Source organism: Caulobacter sp. GW821-FHT09B08 (assembly GCF_059418225.1).
On sequence record NZ_JBWKPL010000001.1, the window covers coordinates 782387 to 796834 of the forward strand.

Sequence of the window (14448 nt, forward strand, 5' to 3'; positions counted from 1 at the left end):
CCGCCCTAACCCGGCATCCCCTCGAACTGCGGCAGGTCCAGCGGCTTGACCCAGGGCAGGCGGCGCTTGACGAACATCTCCAGTTTCGGCGCGAAGCCGGTCGGATCGTCCAGGCTGCCCAGCTGGACGAAGACCGTGCCGGGGAAGGTGTCCAGATTGCTGGTGTAGAGCCGCGCCCCGCAGGCAACGCAGAAATTGCGGTCCAGGCGGCCGCCGGAATCGGCGACATAGCCGAACGCCGTCAGCTCGCCGCTGTCCAGGGTGAAGTCGTCGGCGGGGATCCCGAAGAACACGGCCGCCTCGCCGCCCGACGCCTTCTTGCAGTCCAGGCAGTGGCACATGGCGATGAAGTCGGGGTCAGTGTCGAAGCCGAACCTGACCGCCCCGCAGGCGCATCGCGCCGTGTGTTTTTTCGCCATACCGATTGCCCTCCTCTGTCTTCGCTGGTTTTCGCGGCCTGGCCGGCCCGCCACGACTATCCGCCGGTCGCGCGGGGATGCGTAGCAGAATCGCTCACCAGATCGGCGAGACGTCGGCTTCGGTCAGCGGCGCCAGTCGCCCGGTCAATCGCGCCACCGGCAGGCGCTCCAGCCCATGGCCGAAGACGATCGGCTGGAGGTCGGGGCTGACCGCGCGCATCACCCGCAGGGGCGTCAGGGCGATGTCGGGCGCTGTGACGTCGACCAGGGCCACCCGGATCCCGTCCTGCGCCAGGGCCTGGGCGCAGCCCGCCAGGGTCCGCGCCGGCCCCGGCGGCAGGTCGGCCAGCGACACCCGCTCGGACGGACGACGCAGGAAGTCGAAGGCCTTGGCCCGCGCGGCCGGGAAATAGTACTTGGCGTGGTCCAGCATCTCGCGCACCGCCGCCGGTCCGTCCGGGATCGGGGCGCCGTCGAGCATCAGCCGCCGCAGATAGGGGCCGGTCTGGCCCAGCTCGTAGACCGCCTGGCGCACGGCCGTTCGGGGATCGGGGTCGGTCCCCAGGCCCAGGGTCACGCCCGGCCAGGCCACGCCGTCGCCGAACGCCAGGCAGGCGGCCGTGACGCACCCACCGGTCGAGGGCAGCAGCACGGTCTCGACCACCCCGCCCAAGGCCTCGACGCCCGCGACGATGGCCTTCAGGTCGTCGCTCCAGGCCCCGTCGACCGTCACGCCGCGCACGGGCTCGCGCGTCAGCCAGGCGGTCATGAAGGCGTCCCGCTCGATCAGCTCCAGCATCGCCCTCAGGGCCGCCTCGGTCCGGCCGGGCCAGGCCGCCAGGCCGTTCGAACTGCCCGAGCAGAAGTTCTGCCGCCGGTGCAGCACGAAGGTCAGGTAGCTGAAGGCGGCGGGCACCCAGACCCGCCCGCCCCCGGCGGCCCATTCGCCCGCCACCCAGGGGTGCGGCGCCTGAGGATCGAAGGGCGCGAACGGGAACCCGGGCCGAGCGTACTGGTCCGGTCCGAACAATGGAAAGGCGCGAGGGTCCAGGGTGGCGTCGGACGGCAACTGGTCCGGCCGCGCCCAGACCACCCGGCCGTAGTCGGGCATGGAGGCGCTGTAGCGCTCGACCGCCTCGCCCAGGGCGCCCAGGGCCGCGTCGAGCACGGTCGGCCCCTTGCCCCAGCCGGCGGGCATGGGCGCGGGCGGATCGGCGCCGTCGGGCGCGGCGGCGGTCACGGCGGTGACCACCACGGGCGAGGCCAGCTCCAGCCGGGCGGCCGGCTCGACGAAGACGTGATGGATCACCCCGGCGCGGGCGTCGACCAGCGGCGCGAAAGCCGCCATGGGATCGCCCGACGCCGTCGGCGCGGCGTCCTCCGCCAGGGGACCGGGACGATAGGCCGGCGGCCCGCCGCACAGGGCGCAGGCGGGGACCGGCAACACCCGGTGCAACGCCGTGCGCGCCGGCGCGCCCTCCAGGATCAGGACGTGGCCGGTCAGGCGGGGCGTCGTCCCGTCGGCCCTCGCCGCCAGGATCTCGCACGCCTCGATGGCCAGCAGCGTCGCCGCCAGGCGATCGCGCACGGCCGCCGGCTCGCCGGCCGCGTCCACGTCGCGTGGAAAGCCGTCGTTGGCCCGACGGCGCAGGCCCGCGCAGGCCAGGCACGCGCCGCCCTGCGCGCCCCGGAACGGTCCCAGCACGACCTCGCGCTCGGCGACCAGGGCCGTCAGGCAGGCTTTGCCCGCGCGTGTGGAGGGCTCGATCCGGGCCAATAGGGCCGTGTCCGAACGGTCCAGGGCCAGGACCAGGTCGGCCTCCGCGTCCGGCTCGGTCCCGACCCGCCCGACGCCCAGACCCGCCAGGATCTCGGCGCAGGCGGCGGCCAGGTCCGGCGGTCCGGCGACCACGACATGGGCGGCGGCCAGCCGGTCGCGACGCCGGGCGACCAGCTCGGCCGCGGCGCCGGGATCGGCCAGGCTCCGCAGGACGCCCTGGTCGATCAGATCGTCCAGCAGCCCCTCCACGGCCTGGGGCGACAGGTCGGGCAAGGCCCGGCAGACCGCCGCCCGGTCCCGCGCGCCGTCCAGCAGGGGCAGCAGGTTGTCGACCACCCAGCCGGCGTCCTCGCCTTCCAGCAGGGCGGCCGCGCCGCCGCCGCAGACCAGGCGTCCGCCCTGGCAAGGGACCGCGAGCCATCCCGGCGACAGCAGGAGGACGCCGCCGGGAGGGCTCGCCGCGCCTAAGGGGGAGGACTCGGCGCGATGGGAAGGGGTTTCGCCATCCGCGCTAGCGCAGATGGCCCAGTTCCTTGGCGTTGACGTGCAGGGCGCCGAGCACCGCCGTGGTGGTCTTCAGCTGGGCTTCCAGAGCTTCCAGCTGGATGTCGACGACCTTGTTCACCACCGGGGTGGTGATGCCCTTGAGGATTTCCCAGAACCGCAGCCGCTCCTCGGCGGTGCCGCCCAGAAGCTTGAGCAGGTGTTCGAGGTCGCGTTGGACCGAGCTCACGCGGACTTTCAGATCGCCAGCCATGGTAGTTCCTCGTGTTGGGGAGATGCGCCTTAAGCGTGCATAAGCCTAGCGACTCTTTTCTTGATTGCGCAAGAGGGGAATGAAACCCACGCGATCATGCGCCGGACGGCGAGCCGTCCGGGCGAGGCGGATTGGGAATTTGGATGGCGTCGGACGCCGGCCGTGGCGACGGGGCCTAGTGCGCCGTGCCCTTGCTGCGGGCGATGGCGTCCATGATGTTGATCGCCGCCGGCCCCATGATCACGATGAACAGACAGGGCAGGAAGAAGATGATCATCGGCACGGTCAGCTTGGCCGGCAGGGCCGCGGCCTTCTTCTCGGCGGCCGACAGGCGCAGCTCGCGGTTTTCCTTGGCCATCACCCGCAGGGCCGCGCCCAGGGGCGTGCCGTAGCGCTCGGCCTGGATCATGGCCGTGACCACCGAGCGGACGCCCGGGTGGTTGGTCCGCCGGGCCAGGCCCTCGTAGGCCATGCGCCGCTCGGGCAGGTAGGAGAGCTCGGCCGTCAGCAGAGAGAGCTCCTCGGCCAGCTCGATCGATGCCGAGCCCACCTCGGCGCCGACCTTGGCGATGGCCGCCTCGATCGACATGCCGCTTTCGACGCAGATCAGCATCAGGTCCAGGGCGTCCGGAAAGGCCTGGGCGATCGACTCGCGGCGCTTCTGGGCGATGTTGGAGATGTAGAGGTTGGGCGCGTAGTAGCCGGCGGCCAGGGCGAAGACGCAGGCGGCCATCTTCTGCATGGGCAGCAGGCCGAAGCCGTTGATCACGAACAGGTAGAACGCGGCGATCACCGCGAACGCGAACGGCATGATGAAGCGGAAGAAGTAGAAGGTCGAGACGGGCTTGGGCCCCCGGAAGCCGGCCTGGGCCAGCTTGTCGACCACCTTGGGATCCTCCAGCAGCTTCGATAGCTGCAGGCGGTCCACGACGTTCTTGTACATGCCTTCGTCGGTGTGGCGCAGGCTGCTGCCGCCCTTCTGGGCCAGGGCCTCGCGCGAGCGACGGCGCAGCTCCTCGCGGCGGTTGGCCACCGACTTCAACCGGCCCTCCAGGCCCCGGTCGTTGAACATCGGCATGACCAGGGTGACGATGGTGGCGAAGACCACCAGCGCGATGAAGGCGCTGAGCAGGTTCTGCGGGTCGGTCAGCTGCTTGATCACGGTCGCCTCCCCCTAGAACTTGAAGTTGATCATCTTGCGCATCACGAAGATGCCGACGGCCATGATCACGGCCGCGACCATCAGCATCAGGTGGCCGCGCTGGTCGGTGAACATCGGGGTCATGTAGGTCGGGGCCGTCACCGAGATCAGCAGCACCACGCCGGGCGGCAGACAGCCGATGATGAAGGCCGAGGCCACGGCTTCGGCCGACAGGGCCTTGATCTTCTCGGCCATCAGCTTGCGGGCCCGCAGCACGGTGGACAGGTTGCCCAGGGCCTCGGCCAGGTTGCCGCCGGTCTTGGCCTGGATGCTGAGAACGATGGTGAAGAAGCGCAGCTCGTTGGTGGGCATGCGCTCGTACATGCGCTCCAGGGCCTGCTCCATCGACATGCCCATGCCGGTGTTCTCGACCAGCACCCGGAACTCGCCGGCCAGGGGCTCGGGGCATTCCTTGCCGATGATCTTCAGACAGTCGTGGACCGGCAGGCCCGACTTGATGCCGCGCACGATGATGTCGATGGCGTCGGAAAAGGCCTCGGTGAACTTCTTGGTGCGGGCCTTGGCCATCATGCCCACCACCCAGCGGGGCAGGCCGAAGCCGGCGGCGAAGGCCGCGCCCAGGGCCAGGATCGGCATCTGGCGCAGCAGCAGCAGGATCAGGCCCACCACGAAACCGACCACGCCGCTGATGATCCAGAACATCTTGACGTTGTCGCCCAGGCCCGCCGCCCGCAGCCGCGCGGCGATGGTCAGGGTGGCCTTCTTCTTCTGCTGGTCCTGTTCCTTGAGGGTCTTCAGAATCGCCTTGCGGCGCGCGTCGGGCGTGTTGGCCGCGGCCTTGGCGCGGGCGGCCACGGTCTGGCGGTCGCCGCCGGCGATCAATTGGGCCCGCTTGACGGTCTTGGACGAGGCGCTGCTGCCGCCGCCCGCGAACACGAAGCCCAGGCCCGCGATGGTGATGAAGCCGAGGACGCCGGCGAGGATGAACAGCATCGCCTACTCCGCCGCGTCGAGCGCTTCGGCCAGCTCGCGCTCCAGGCCGTAATAGCGGGCGCGATCCCAGAAGCGCGGGCGGCCGATGCCGGTGGAACGGTGCTTGCCCAGCACCTTGCCGTCGGCGTCCTCGCCGTTGATCTCGTAGACGAAGAGGTCCTGGGTGACGATCACGTCGCCTTCCAGGCCCACCACCTCGGTGATGTGGGTGATGCGGCGCGAACCGTCGCGCAGGCGGGCGGCCTGGACGATGACGTCGACCGAGCCGACGATCATCTCCTTGATGGTCTTGGAGGGCAGGCCGTAGCCGCCCATGGTGATCATCGACTCGATACGGCTTATCGCCTCGCGCGGGCTGTTGGCGTGCAGCGTGCCCATCGAGCCGTCGTGGCCGGTGTTCATGGCCTGGAGAAGGTCGAACGCCTCGGGGCCACGGACTTCGCCGACGATGATGCGTTCGGGACGCATCCGCAGGCAGTTCTTGACGAGATCGCGCATGGTGACCGCGCCCGAGCCTTCCAGGTTCGGCGGACGGGTTTCCAGGCGCACCACGTGCGGCTGCTGCAGCTGCAGTTCGGCGGCGTCCTCGCAGGTCACGACCCGTTCGGTGGGGTCGATGAAGGCGGTCATGGTGTTGAGCAGGGTGGTCTTGCCCGAACCCGTACCGCCCGAGATGACGATGTTGCAGCGGCAGGCGCCGATGACGCCCAGCACGCGGGCCCCTTCCGGGCTGATCGACGCGAAGTCGACCAGGTTCTTCATCGTCAGCTTGTCCTTCTTGAACTTCCGGATGGTCAGGGTGGGACCGTCCAGAGCCAGCGGCGGGGCGATGACGTTGACGCGGCTGCCGTCGGGCAGGCGGGCGTCGCAGATGGGGCTCGATTCATCGACCCGGCGGCCGACCTGGCTGACGATCCGCTGGCAGATGTTCATCAGCTGCAGATTGTCGCGGAAGCGGACATTGGTCAGCTGGACCTTGCCGCCCACTTCGATGAACACCCGGTGCGCGCCGTTGACCATGATGTCGGCGATGTCGTCGCGGGCCAGCAGCGGCTCCAGCGGGCCGTAGCCGAGGACGTCGTTGATGATGTCCTGGACCAGGTGCTCCTGCTCGGAGACGGACATCGAGACGTTCTTGATCGCCACCAGCTCGGCGACGATGTCGCGGATCTCCTCGGCCGCCGCCTTCAGGTCCAGCTGGGCCAGCTGGGAAAGGTCGATGGTGTTGAGCAGGGCGTTGAAGATCGTGGTCTTGGTGGCGTGGTAATAGTCGCTCTGCTCGCGCACCACGTTGGCGGTGGGCGGCGCGCCCTGGGCGGCGCGCAACTGGTCCAGGCCCGCCGTGGCCTTGGGGCCGGCGGAGGCCTTGGCGGGCGCGGGCGCGGCGGCGGCGGGACGGTCTTCGTTGGCGGCGGGCTCGACGCGCTGCGGGCGCGTGGCGATGGCCGGCGCGCCGCTCGAGACGGGCGGCGGCGCCTGTTCCGGACGGGCGGGGGCGGCCTGGTCGCGCTTGCCGAACATGCCCTACTTCTTCTTGAACAGACTGGAGAGGACCGAGGCCTTGGCGGCCGCCGGCGGTTCGCGGCGGCTGATCAGCCGCGCCAGGTGGTCGATGCCCTCGGCCGCCTTCGACTTGGGGGCCACCTCGGCGACCATCTGGCCGTTGTTGGCGGCCTGGCCGAAGGGCTTGGGATCGAAGGGCAGCACCAGCGAAGGCGTCAGGCCCAGGGCCTCGCCGAAGTCCTTGACCGGAATCTCGGGACGGCCGGGCACGCCCACCTGGTTCAGCACCAGGCGCGGCGGGGCGTCGTTGGGCCGGGCCTGGCGAACCAGGTCGACGATGTTCTTGGCGTTGCGCAGGGACGCCAGGTCCGGCGTGGCCACCACCACCAGGTCGTCGCTGGAGATCAGCACCCGGCGGGTCCAGGCGTTCCAGACGTGCGGCAGGTCCAGCACCACGAAGGGCGCGGCGCCGCGGATCTTCTGGGTGACTTCCTCGAAGGCGTCGGCCGGAATCTCGTAGTCCTGGTCCAGGGTGCCGGGGGCGGCGAACAGCGACAGGCGGTCGCCGCAGCGGACCATCATGCGGTCCATCAGCACCGCGTCCAGGCGCTCGGGCTGGCCCAGGGCGTCCATGATCCCCTGCAGGGGGTCCTGGTTGAAGTCGAGCCCCGCCGTGCCGAACGGCAGGTCCAGGTCCACCATCACGGTCGCGGCCTGCACGCGCTCGGCCATCGACCAGGCGAAGTTGTGGGCCAGGGTCGAGGCCCCGACGCCGCCCTTGGCGCCGACGAAGGCGATCTGCCGGCCGACGAACGGCGCGGACGGGTCGGCATAGAGGCTGGAGACCGCGCGGATAATCTGCAGCGGGCCCTGCGGCTGGGTGATGTATTCGCTCACGCCGCGACGCATCAGCTCGCGATAGAGGGCGATGTCGTTGGTCTGGCCGATGACCACGACCTTGGTGCCCGGGTCGCAGACCTGGGCCAGGCCGTCCAGCAGGGCCAGCATCACCGGCGCCGGGTCCAGGCTCTCGACCAGCACCAGCGAGGGGGTCGACTGGTTCTGATAGTAGTCGACGGCGGCGGCCAGGCCGCCGGGGCGGGCCGTGGTCGAGGCGCGGGCCATGCGCCGGTCGGCCGAGGCGGCCTCGACCAGGGCGATGGTTTCCGACCGCGCGCAGAAGGCATGGATGGTGATGCGCGGCACGGCCGCCTCGCCCATGTCGGACTCGGCGGCGGCCACCACTTCCTGGACCATGGCGTAGCTGCTGCCCACCGGATGGGCGGCGGGCGCGGCCGGAGGCGCGGCGGCCTCGACGGGCACGTCCGCGGACCGGGCCGGGGCGGCGGGTGCCTGGGCCTGGGCCTGGGCCTGGGCCTGAGGCGTATAGGGCGGCGCGGGCGGCGGCAGGTCGGCGAACGGCGCGGAGACGCTGTCGCTGGGCCGGGCCGGCGGGAAGTCGGCGAACGGGTCCTCGGCGTTGGACCGCGCGGCGGGGGCCGCGCGCCAGGGATCGGCGCCCGGGGCGGCGAAATCGTCGTCGGCCTCGAAGCCCAGGTCGAAGGGATCGTGATCGTTACGCGTGGTCATCAGTTGACCGCCTTGGAAACAGCGCCCGTGGCCTGCTCTTCCCGGGCCGAGGCCGAGGAGGTGCCGCTGCGGTACTTGCCGATGACCGTGTCGCGACGGCCGGCGTCGGCCGGGGTGGTGTCGCGCGGACCCAGCAGGTCCTCGGGATTGGCCACCTGGGCCACCATGTTGGCGGTCACCGCGCAGCCGAAGTTGTCATAGGCTTCGTTGTTGCGGGTCGCGGCCAGGTTCTCCCACGCGCCGCACTGGGGCGGGGTGGCCTTGAAGCGCGTGAAGCCGACCTTCAGCGGGGCGCCCGGCGCGCCGGCCTGATAGCCGACGATGCGGACCTGGGTCGCCGGAGCGCCCAGGGCCAGCAGGCGCTGGCGCACGGCCACGGCCATGCCGCCGGCGATCGAGGCGTCGGGACCGCCCGTGGGGGCGCTGACCGTGATCACGCGACCTTCGGCGGCCCGCCAGCGGTCCAGCAGGGCGTCCACCGCGTCGGCCTGGGCCGGCGAGAGGCCCTCGGCGTGCGGGACCAGCGCCACCTCGTCGGGCTGGGCGTCGATCTGGACGCGCTTCATCCACTGTTCGGTGTCGGTGGTCGGGGCCAGGGCCGTCTTGCCCGGGTCCGACGGCGTGGCGCAGGCGCCCAGCAGCGACAGGACGAGGCCGGCGGCGGCGAGCTTGGAGAGTTGGGTTCGCGTCATGTCAGCCGCCTCACTCGATCACATAGCCGACGGGGCCCTGGTAGCCGCGTCCGCTGTTCGCGCCGGCCGGCGCCTTGACCACCTTGTTGAGCCGTCCCAGCAGGACCGTGCCCATGTCGCTGGCCGTCTGCAGGCCGTCGGCGGGGGTCTGAAGGTTCTGGGGCTTGGTGGGGTCGACAATGTAGGGGGTGATGATCACCACCAGCTCGGTCTCGCCGTTCAGATAGTCGCGCGAGCGGAACAGGGCGCCCAGGATCGGCAGGCTGGTCATGCCCGGCAGGGCGTCGATGTTCTGCTTGGTCTGCTGCTGCAGCAGGCCCGCGATCATCAGCGAACCGCCCGAGGGCAGTTCCACCGTGGTCTCGGCCCGGCGCACGGTCAGGCCTGGCACGGTCAGGGCCGAGGTGGTCGAGGTGCCCGAAGTGCTGGTCAGGGTGAAGGCGCCCAGGCTGGACAGCTCCGACACCTCGGTCGACAGCTTCAGCGAGATGCGGCCGCCCGACAGCACCACGGGGGTGTAGCCCAGGCCCACGCCGTACGGCTTGAATTCGATGGTCACCTTGCCGGTGGTGTCCTGGCCGGTGGGGACCGGGAACTCGCCGCCCACCAGGAACTTGCCGGCCTCGCCCGACACCACGGTCAGGTTCGGTTCGGCCAGGGTGCGCACCAGGCCCACACGCTCGAACGCCTGGATCATGCCCTTGGCCGAGTTCAGGCCCGCGCTGCCGGCGGTGTCGGTGACGGTGGCGGTGTCGCCGTTGCTGTAGACGCTGTTGTCGCGCACCACGGCCAGACACTTGGCGCCGTCGGGCAGGGCCGCGTTACAGGGCACCTGCAGGACGGGCTGCTTGGTGGTGTCGGCGCTGTAGCCGGTGGTGACCCCGCCCAGGAGCTTGCCGTTGACGCCGAAGGTCGGCGACAGGCCGAACTTGTACTGGGTCTCGCCCAACTGGCCGAGCACGGCCGAGGAGTCGACGCCCAACTGCTTGATGATGTTGCGCTGGACCTCGACGATGCGGACCTTCAGCATCACCTGGTCCTTGCCGGCGATGCTGATCATGTTCAGCACGTTCTCCGGCTTCTCGACGAAGCGGGCGGCGATCTGGGCCGCGCTGTTGGACTCGCCGGCATTGGCCACCAGGCCCGTCAGGATCACGCTGTCGCGGACCGACTGGACCTGGATGTTCGAGCCGGGTAGCACGCGGCGCAGGGTGTCTTCCAGGGCCGAGGAGTCCTGGCTCACGCGGATGGACAGGCTCAGGATCTTGCGGCCGGCGGCGTCGAAGAACACCGCGTCGGTCGCGCCCTCGCCCATGCCCAGCACATAGATGCGGCGCGGGCCGCGCAGGACGGCGTCGGCCACGGCCGGATTGGTCACCAGCATGTCGCGCACGTCGACCGGCAGCTCGACGATCGCCGACTTGCCGCGCGCCAGGTTCAGGGTCTGGGCGCCGCTATCGGTGAGGCTGACGCGCAGCACCTGGTCGGCGGGCGGGGCCATGGTCGGGGTGTCGACGAGGCGGGGGGCCACGCGGGCGGGCGGGCGATAGGTGTGGGTGCCGCCCACCGGACCGTCGGCGAGGACGGCGGTCGACGGCGCCGCCACCAGGACGGCCGCGAGCGAGGCGGAGAGGAGCCGGCGGATCATGGGCGAACCGAGATGCTGGAGGTCGTCCCGCCACGATTGATGCGGACGACGGCGGAATCTTGCGAGGCCACGGCCAGGCCCGAGGGGCCGCCGAGGTCGGTGTAGGCGCGCAGGGTCAGGGTGACGGCTCCGGCCGCCTTGGCCTTGGTCAGGGCCTCGGCCTCGGCCGGGCCCACCTCGATGGTGGCGGTGGCGGCGACGATGGTCTTGGCGTCCTTCTCGGCCGCCGTGCTCTGGTCCAGCGCCAGGACGCGGACGTTCTGGACGATGGTCTCGGCGACGGTCTTCTTGCCGCCGCCGTTGCCGTCGCCCTCGCCGACGGCGACGGCGTCGCGGGTCTGGATCACGTCGACGCGGTCGCCGGGCAGGATGAAGCCGCCGGCCGCCGTCTCGGCGGTGATCGGCACGGCGATGGCGCGCTTGCCGGGGCCGAGGACCACCGACAGGTAGCCGCCTTCGCCGCCGCGGACGATCTTGCGGGGGGTGATGGGTTCGCCGGCCAGGATCGGGTCGCGCACGATCGCGCCCTCGACGGCCTTTTCGGGGGTGACGCCGCCGATCACGGTGTCGGCCACGTCGCCGACGGCCTTGGCGGCCTTCTCGGTGGGCTTGGTCGGGACCGGGTCGGCCGCGCCGTTGGTGATGAAGGCGGCGTTGACGGTGTCGGAGGGCCAGGGCTGCCAGCCCACGTCGGCGGCGGTCAGGCGCTCGCCGATGGCTAGGTCGCGCTTGGCGACCAGCACCTGGGTCATGGGCTTTCCGACGGGCGCGGAGGTCTGCACGACCGCCGCGGGCGCGGGCTTGCCGCCCATGGCCTTCTGCATGACCACGGCCAGGCCGATGGCCGACACGGCGGCGATCAGGACGATCATGACGCGAAGAGGGTTCATGCGGACGGCCTAGCGACGGGAATACTGGTCGGGGCAAGCGCCTTCAGGCGTTCGCGCACGAATCGTCGGAAAGCCTTTCTGGCCACGTCCTCATGCTCGCGCGGCCATGGTTAACAGCGACTAAAGGTGGGGGGCCTCGGGGGCGTTTCTCGCCGCGACAGGCTGACGCGGCCCGCTTCCTAGGCGCCGATCAGGCGCCGACCGCCAGGGCCAGGGCGCCTTGCGGGAAGGCCGCCAGGGCGCCGACCGCGATGGCCACGCCGTAGGGAATGTCGCCGCCGTCGGTCCCCAGCTTGCGCACCCAGGCGGGGCTGCCGGCCAGGACGGGCTCGAACCAGCCCGAGCGCAGGCTGAGCAGGGCCAGCGTCAAGGCGCCGCCGGCCAAACCCGTGACGACCATGAAGGTGAGGGCCGCGGGCCAGCCCAGCCACAGGCTGACGGCCGCGAACAGCTTGGCGTCGCCGCCGCCGATCCAGCCGGCCGCGAACATGCCCATGCCGGCCAGCAGGGCGATGAAGCCGGTGGCCAGGCACAGGCCGATGGCGCCCAGCGAGGCGCCGCTGATCAGGGCGACGGGAACGAAGGCCGCGATCAGGGCCAGCGAGATCCAGTTGGGAATCGTGAAGCTGGTGGCGTCCTTCAGCCCGGCCACGACGACCAGCGCCGGGAAGACGAGCAGCAGGGCGAATTGGAAGGTCTGCATGGCGGCCTTGCTCTTTCAGTGGCGGCAGTCTGCGCCCGATCCCGTGAAGCAATGGTTTCCGCGCCGCGACTTGAATGGACGCGGAAGAGGTCGGGGCAAAGAAAAAGGGCCCCGGCGTTGCCGCCGAGGCCCTCTTTTTTCGAGCGAATGAGCTTCTTAGGAAGCGCCGTTCGCGGTCGTCACGGTGGTGTTCACCTTGGTGAAGGTAGCCTTCAGGCTGCCGCCCAGGGTGGTGACGATGGTGGCGATGACGACGGCGATCAGAGCGACGATCAGGCCATACTCGATGGCGGTGGCGCCGGATTCGTCCTTCAGGAAGCGGGTGACAAACTTCGACATGGTGGATCTCCTGGTCAGTAAGTGGATCTGGGCTCTCAAGCCGTGTCGACTTGCTCACCCCCGAAAACACGATCAATTTCGCCCACCTCGCTTAATGGCCAGTAAACAGCGGATAGTTTCGACGATTTTATTTTTGGTTTATTTGAATTTACCATTATCAACTCTTAACTATGCCGTACTCGAAAGGGCAAAATCCCCTTGTATGGCAAAGGTTTCTGCAATGTCGGAAAGACTACCGAAGACTTTATTTTAGGCCTTTATTGACCATTCCGAGTCATTCTGCGGGTGCACGATCTTCGGAAAGAGTCCTCATGCGTCGCTTCCCCATCGCCCTCGCCGCCGCCCTGACGGCCCTTTCGAGCCTCGCGGCGACCGCCGCCCTGGCCCAGTCGAGCGGCGCGCCGCTGGCCGTCGGCGCCGGTCAGGCCGCCCGCATCTCGCTGAGCGCGCCCGTGCGCGACCTGGTGGTGGGCGATCCCAACGTGGCCGACATCAGCCTGGTCGGCGACCGCACCCTGGTGATCCTGGCCAAGAAGGCCGGCTCGACCTCGGTCATGGCCTTCGACGCCCGCGGCCAGGCCCTGGCCGACCGCCTGATCATGGTCTCCGACGTTCCCGCCGGCGGCGTGGTCGTCCAGCGCGGCGGCGCGATGACCGCCTATGCCTGCGGCGTCGGCTGCTCGCCCCTGCCCGCCCCCGAAGGCGCCGCCCCTCCGGCCGCGACGAAATAGCCGCCCCTCACGCACGTATGCGCGCGCTGGAAAACGTCGGCGCCTAAACCAGTGATTAGGGACGTCGCCCCTAGGATAGGCGGCCTGACGTTTCTCAGGACGCTGACGCGGACGCCGCCATGGCCGATCAATCCCGACAGAACGCCCCGCGCCGGCTCCGCGCCGGCCTGATGCGGCGTTTCGCCCGCGCCCAGGACGGCGCGACGGCCGTCGAGTTCGCGTTCGTGGCCATCCCCTTCCTGGTGCTGATCTTCGGCATCCTGGAGCTGGGCCTGGCCTTCCTGGTGTCGATGACGCTGGAAAACGCGATGATGAACGTCGACCGCCGCATCCGCACCGGCGAACTGCAGACGGCCAACGCCACCGCCTCGACCTACCGCACCGCCGTCTGCCAGCAGATGTCGTGGCTGGGCTCGTCCTGCACTTCGTCGCTGATCGTCGACGTGCGCACCCTGCCCAGCTTCTCCAGCGGCAGCACCCTGGCCGCGCCCAAGGCCAACGCCACCTGCTGGGATCCGGGCGGCCCCAGCTCGATCGTGCTGGTGCGCGGCTACTACAAGTGGCCGCTGATCACGCCGCTGCTGCAACAGGCCGCGGGCGGCACGCCCGGCAAGCGCCAGGTCAACTTCTCGGCCGTGTTCGCCAACGAGCCCTATTCCGACACGCCGGCCCAGACGGTGACCTGCCCATGATCCGCCGCCGCCCTCTCTCACAGTTCTGGCGCGACCGCCGCGGCGTCTCGGCCGTGGAGTTCGCCTTCCTCGCCCCGGTGCTGGTGCTGTTCTACTGCGGCATGTCCGAGCTGACCGAGACGATGATCGCCCAGCGGCGCCTCAGCCACATCGCCTCGTCCATCGGCGACATCGTGGCCCGCGACACCCAGCTGACCGACGCGCGCCGCACCGACATCTTCCAGGTGGGCCAGGTGCTGATGGCCCCGTTCCCGTCGTCCAGCCTGCGGATGTGCATCGTCAGCATCTCGTCCAACAGCTCGGGCACCGACACGGTGGACTGGTCCGAGGCCAGCAACTCGCCCGCCAACTGCCCGACCAAGGGCACGGTGGTCGACATCCCCACCAGCGTGCTGCCCAACAGCAGCAGCGTGATCATGAGCAAGGCGAGCTACGACTACACGCCGCCGATCAAGATCATCTCCACCGGCATGTTCACCTTCCGCCGCACCTTCTATTTGCGGCCGCGCCTGTCGGACAAGGTTTCGCGAGTGGCCAGCTAGGGCGCGA

15 protein-coding genes are annotated in these 14448 nt (G+C 70.1%); 3 read left to right on the plus strand and 12 right to left on the minus strand.

Going from position 1 to position 14448, the window contains the following annotated elements; genetic code table 11:
* Nucleotides 1-5: 5 nt before the first annotated feature.
* The 12 genes from AC07OA_RS03785 to AC07OA_RS03840 all read right to left on the minus strand — a co-directional run bounded on the left by AC07OA_RS03785 (nucleotide 6) and on the right by AC07OA_RS03840 (nucleotide 12476).
* The gene (locus tag AC07OA_RS03785; protein WP_494662422.1) at nucleotides 6-419 is read right to left on the minus strand and encodes a GFA family protein; all 414 of its coding nucleotides are present in this window, start codon (nucleotides 417-419) and stop codon (nucleotides 6-8) included.
* A 94-nt stretch (nucleotides 420-513) separates the two neighbouring features.
* The gene (locus tag AC07OA_RS03790; RefSeq protein WP_494662423.1) at nucleotides 514-2535 is read right to left on the minus strand and encodes a TOMM precursor leader peptide-binding protein; all 2022 of its coding nucleotides are present in this window, start codon (nucleotides 2533-2535) and stop codon (nucleotides 514-516) included.
* 175 nt (nucleotides 2536-2710) lie between these two features.
* The gene (locus AC07OA_RS03795) at nucleotides 2711-2932 is read right to left on the minus strand and encodes a hypothetical protein (protein ID WP_494662424.1); all 222 of its coding nucleotides are present in this window, start codon (nucleotides 2930-2932) and stop codon (nucleotides 2711-2713) included.
* Nucleotides 2933-3131: 199 nt separating this feature from the next.
* On the minus strand, nucleotides 3132-4118 hold the full coding sequence (locus tag AC07OA_RS03800) for a type II secretion system F family protein (protein ID WP_494662425.1): 987 nt from the start codon (nucleotides 4116-4118) through the stop codon (nucleotides 3132-3134).
* Nucleotides 4119-4130: 12 nt separating this feature from the next.
* The gene (locus AC07OA_RS03805) at nucleotides 4131-5111 is read right to left on the minus strand and encodes a type II secretion system F family protein (RefSeq protein WP_494662426.1); all 981 of its coding nucleotides are present in this window, start codon (nucleotides 5109-5111) and stop codon (nucleotides 4131-4133) included.
* 3 nt (nucleotides 5112-5114) lie between these two features.
* Complete coding sequence (locus tag AC07OA_RS03810) at nucleotides 5115-6632, minus strand: TadA family conjugal transfer-associated ATPase (protein ID WP_494662427.1); 1518 nt, start codon at nucleotides 6630-6632, stop codon at nucleotides 5115-5117.
* A gap of 3 nt (nucleotides 6633-6635) precedes the next feature.
* Nucleotides 6636-8204, minus strand: coding sequence for a CpaE/TadZ family protein (locus AC07OA_RS03815; protein WP_494662428.1), 1569 nt, complete (start codon nucleotides 8202-8204; stop codon nucleotides 6636-6638).
* Nucleotides 8204-8896, minus strand: coding sequence for a CpaD family pilus assembly protein (locus AC07OA_RS03820; protein WP_494662429.1), 693 nt, complete (start codon nucleotides 8894-8896; stop codon nucleotides 8204-8206). The genes AC07OA_RS03815 and AC07OA_RS03820 overlap by 1 nt, the downstream gene beginning before the upstream one ends.
* Before the next feature lie 10 nt (nucleotides 8897-8906).
* Nucleotides 8907-10544 carry a type II and III secretion system protein family protein gene (locus AC07OA_RS03825; protein WP_494662430.1) on the minus strand — a complete coding sequence of 546 codons (1638 nt, stop codon included), beginning with the start codon at nucleotides 10542-10544 and terminating at the stop codon, nucleotides 8907-8909.
* Nucleotides 10541-11434, minus strand: a complete 894-nt coding sequence (gene cpaB, locus AC07OA_RS03830; RefSeq protein WP_494662431.1) for a Flp pilus assembly protein CpaB — start codon at nucleotides 11432-11434, stop codon at nucleotides 10541-10543. Before cpaB ends, AC07OA_RS03825 begins: the two co-directional genes overlap by 4 nt.
* Nucleotides 11435-11624: 190 nt before the next feature.
* Nucleotides 11625-12137 (minus strand): A24 family peptidase, encoded by a 513-nt coding sequence (locus AC07OA_RS03835; RefSeq protein ID WP_494662432.1) that lies wholly within the window; start codon nucleotides 12135-12137, stop codon nucleotides 11625-11627.
* Between the two features lie 156 nt (nucleotides 12138-12293).
* Nucleotides 12294-12476 carry a Flp family type IVb pilin gene (locus tag AC07OA_RS03840; RefSeq protein ID WP_494662433.1) on the minus strand — a complete coding sequence of 61 codons (183 nt, stop codon included), beginning with the start codon at nucleotides 12474-12476 and terminating at the stop codon, nucleotides 12294-12296.
* 311 nt (nucleotides 12477-12787) lie between these two features.
* On the opposite strand from AC07OA_RS03840, the gene AC07OA_RS03845 reads away from it, so the two are divergent.
* The 3 genes from AC07OA_RS03845 (at nucleotide 12788) to AC07OA_RS03855 (ending at nucleotide 14441) form a co-directional block, all read left to right on the plus strand.
* On the plus strand, nucleotides 12788-13207 hold the full coding sequence (locus tag AC07OA_RS03845; protein ID WP_494662434.1) for a pilus assembly protein N-terminal domain-containing protein: 420 nt from the start codon (nucleotides 12788-12790) through the stop codon (nucleotides 13205-13207).
* Between the two features lie 119 nt (nucleotides 13208-13326).
* A complete protein-coding gene (locus tag AC07OA_RS03850) occupies nucleotides 13327-13899 on the plus strand; it encodes a TadE/TadG family type IV pilus assembly protein (RefSeq protein ID WP_494662435.1) in 573 nt (190 codons plus the stop codon).
* A complete protein-coding gene (locus AC07OA_RS03855; RefSeq protein WP_494662436.1) occupies nucleotides 13896-14441 on the plus strand; it encodes a TadE/TadG family type IV pilus assembly protein in 546 nt (181 codons plus the stop codon). Before AC07OA_RS03850 ends, AC07OA_RS03855 begins: the two co-directional genes overlap by 4 nt.
* Nucleotides 14442-14448: the final 7 nt, after the last annotated feature.

What these genes read in the sequence shown, in the direction of transcription:
- AC07OA_RS03785 (WP_494662422.1), bottom strand. Translation starts at nt 419, where the DNA reads ATGGCGAAAAAACACACGGCGCGATGCGCCTGCGGGGCGGTCAGGTTC.
- AC07OA_RS03805 (WP_494662426.1), bottom strand. Translation starts at nt 5,111, where the DNA reads ATGCTGTTCATCCTCGCCGGCGTCCTCGGCTTCATCACCATCGCGGGC.
- AC07OA_RS03810 (WP_494662427.1), bottom strand. Translation starts at nt 6,632, where the DNA reads ATGTTCGGCAAGCGCGACCAGGCCGCCCCCGCCCGTCCGGAACAGGCG.
- AC07OA_RS03815 (WP_494662428.1), bottom strand. Translation starts at nt 8,204, where the DNA reads ATGACCACGCGTAACGATCACGATCCCTTCGACCTGGGCTTCGAGGCC.
- AC07OA_RS03820 (WP_494662429.1), bottom strand. Translation starts at nt 8,896, where the DNA reads ATGACGCGAACCCAACTCTCCAAGCTCGCCGCCGCCGGCCTCGTCCTG.
- AC07OA_RS03825 (WP_494662430.1), bottom strand. Translation starts at nt 10,544, where the DNA reads ATGATCCGCCGGCTCCTCTCCGCCTCGCTCGCGGCCGTCCTGGTGGCG.
- cpaB (WP_494662431.1), bottom strand. Translation starts at nt 11,434, where the DNA reads ATGAACCCTCTTCGCGTCATGATCGTCCTGATCGCCGCCGTGTCGGCC.
- AC07OA_RS03835 (WP_494662432.1), bottom strand. Translation starts at nt 12,137, where the DNA reads ATGCAGACCTTCCAATTCGCCCTGCTGCTCGTCTTCCCGGCGCTGGTC.
- AC07OA_RS03840 (WP_494662433.1), bottom strand. Translation starts at nt 12,476, where the DNA reads ATGTCGAAGTTTGTCACCCGCTTCCTGAAGGACGAATCCGGCGCCACC.
- AC07OA_RS03845 (WP_494662434.1), top strand. Translation starts at nt 12,788, where the DNA reads ATGCGTCGCTTCCCCATCGCCCTCGCCGCCGCCCTGACGGCCCTTTCG.
- AC07OA_RS03850 (WP_494662435.1), top strand. Translation starts at nt 13,327, where the DNA reads ATGGCCGATCAATCCCGACAGAACGCCCCGCGCCGGCTCCGCGCCGGC.
- AC07OA_RS03855 (WP_494662436.1), top strand. Translation starts at nt 13,896, where the DNA reads ATGATCCGCCGCCGCCCTCTCTCACAGTTCTGGCGCGACCGCCGCGGC.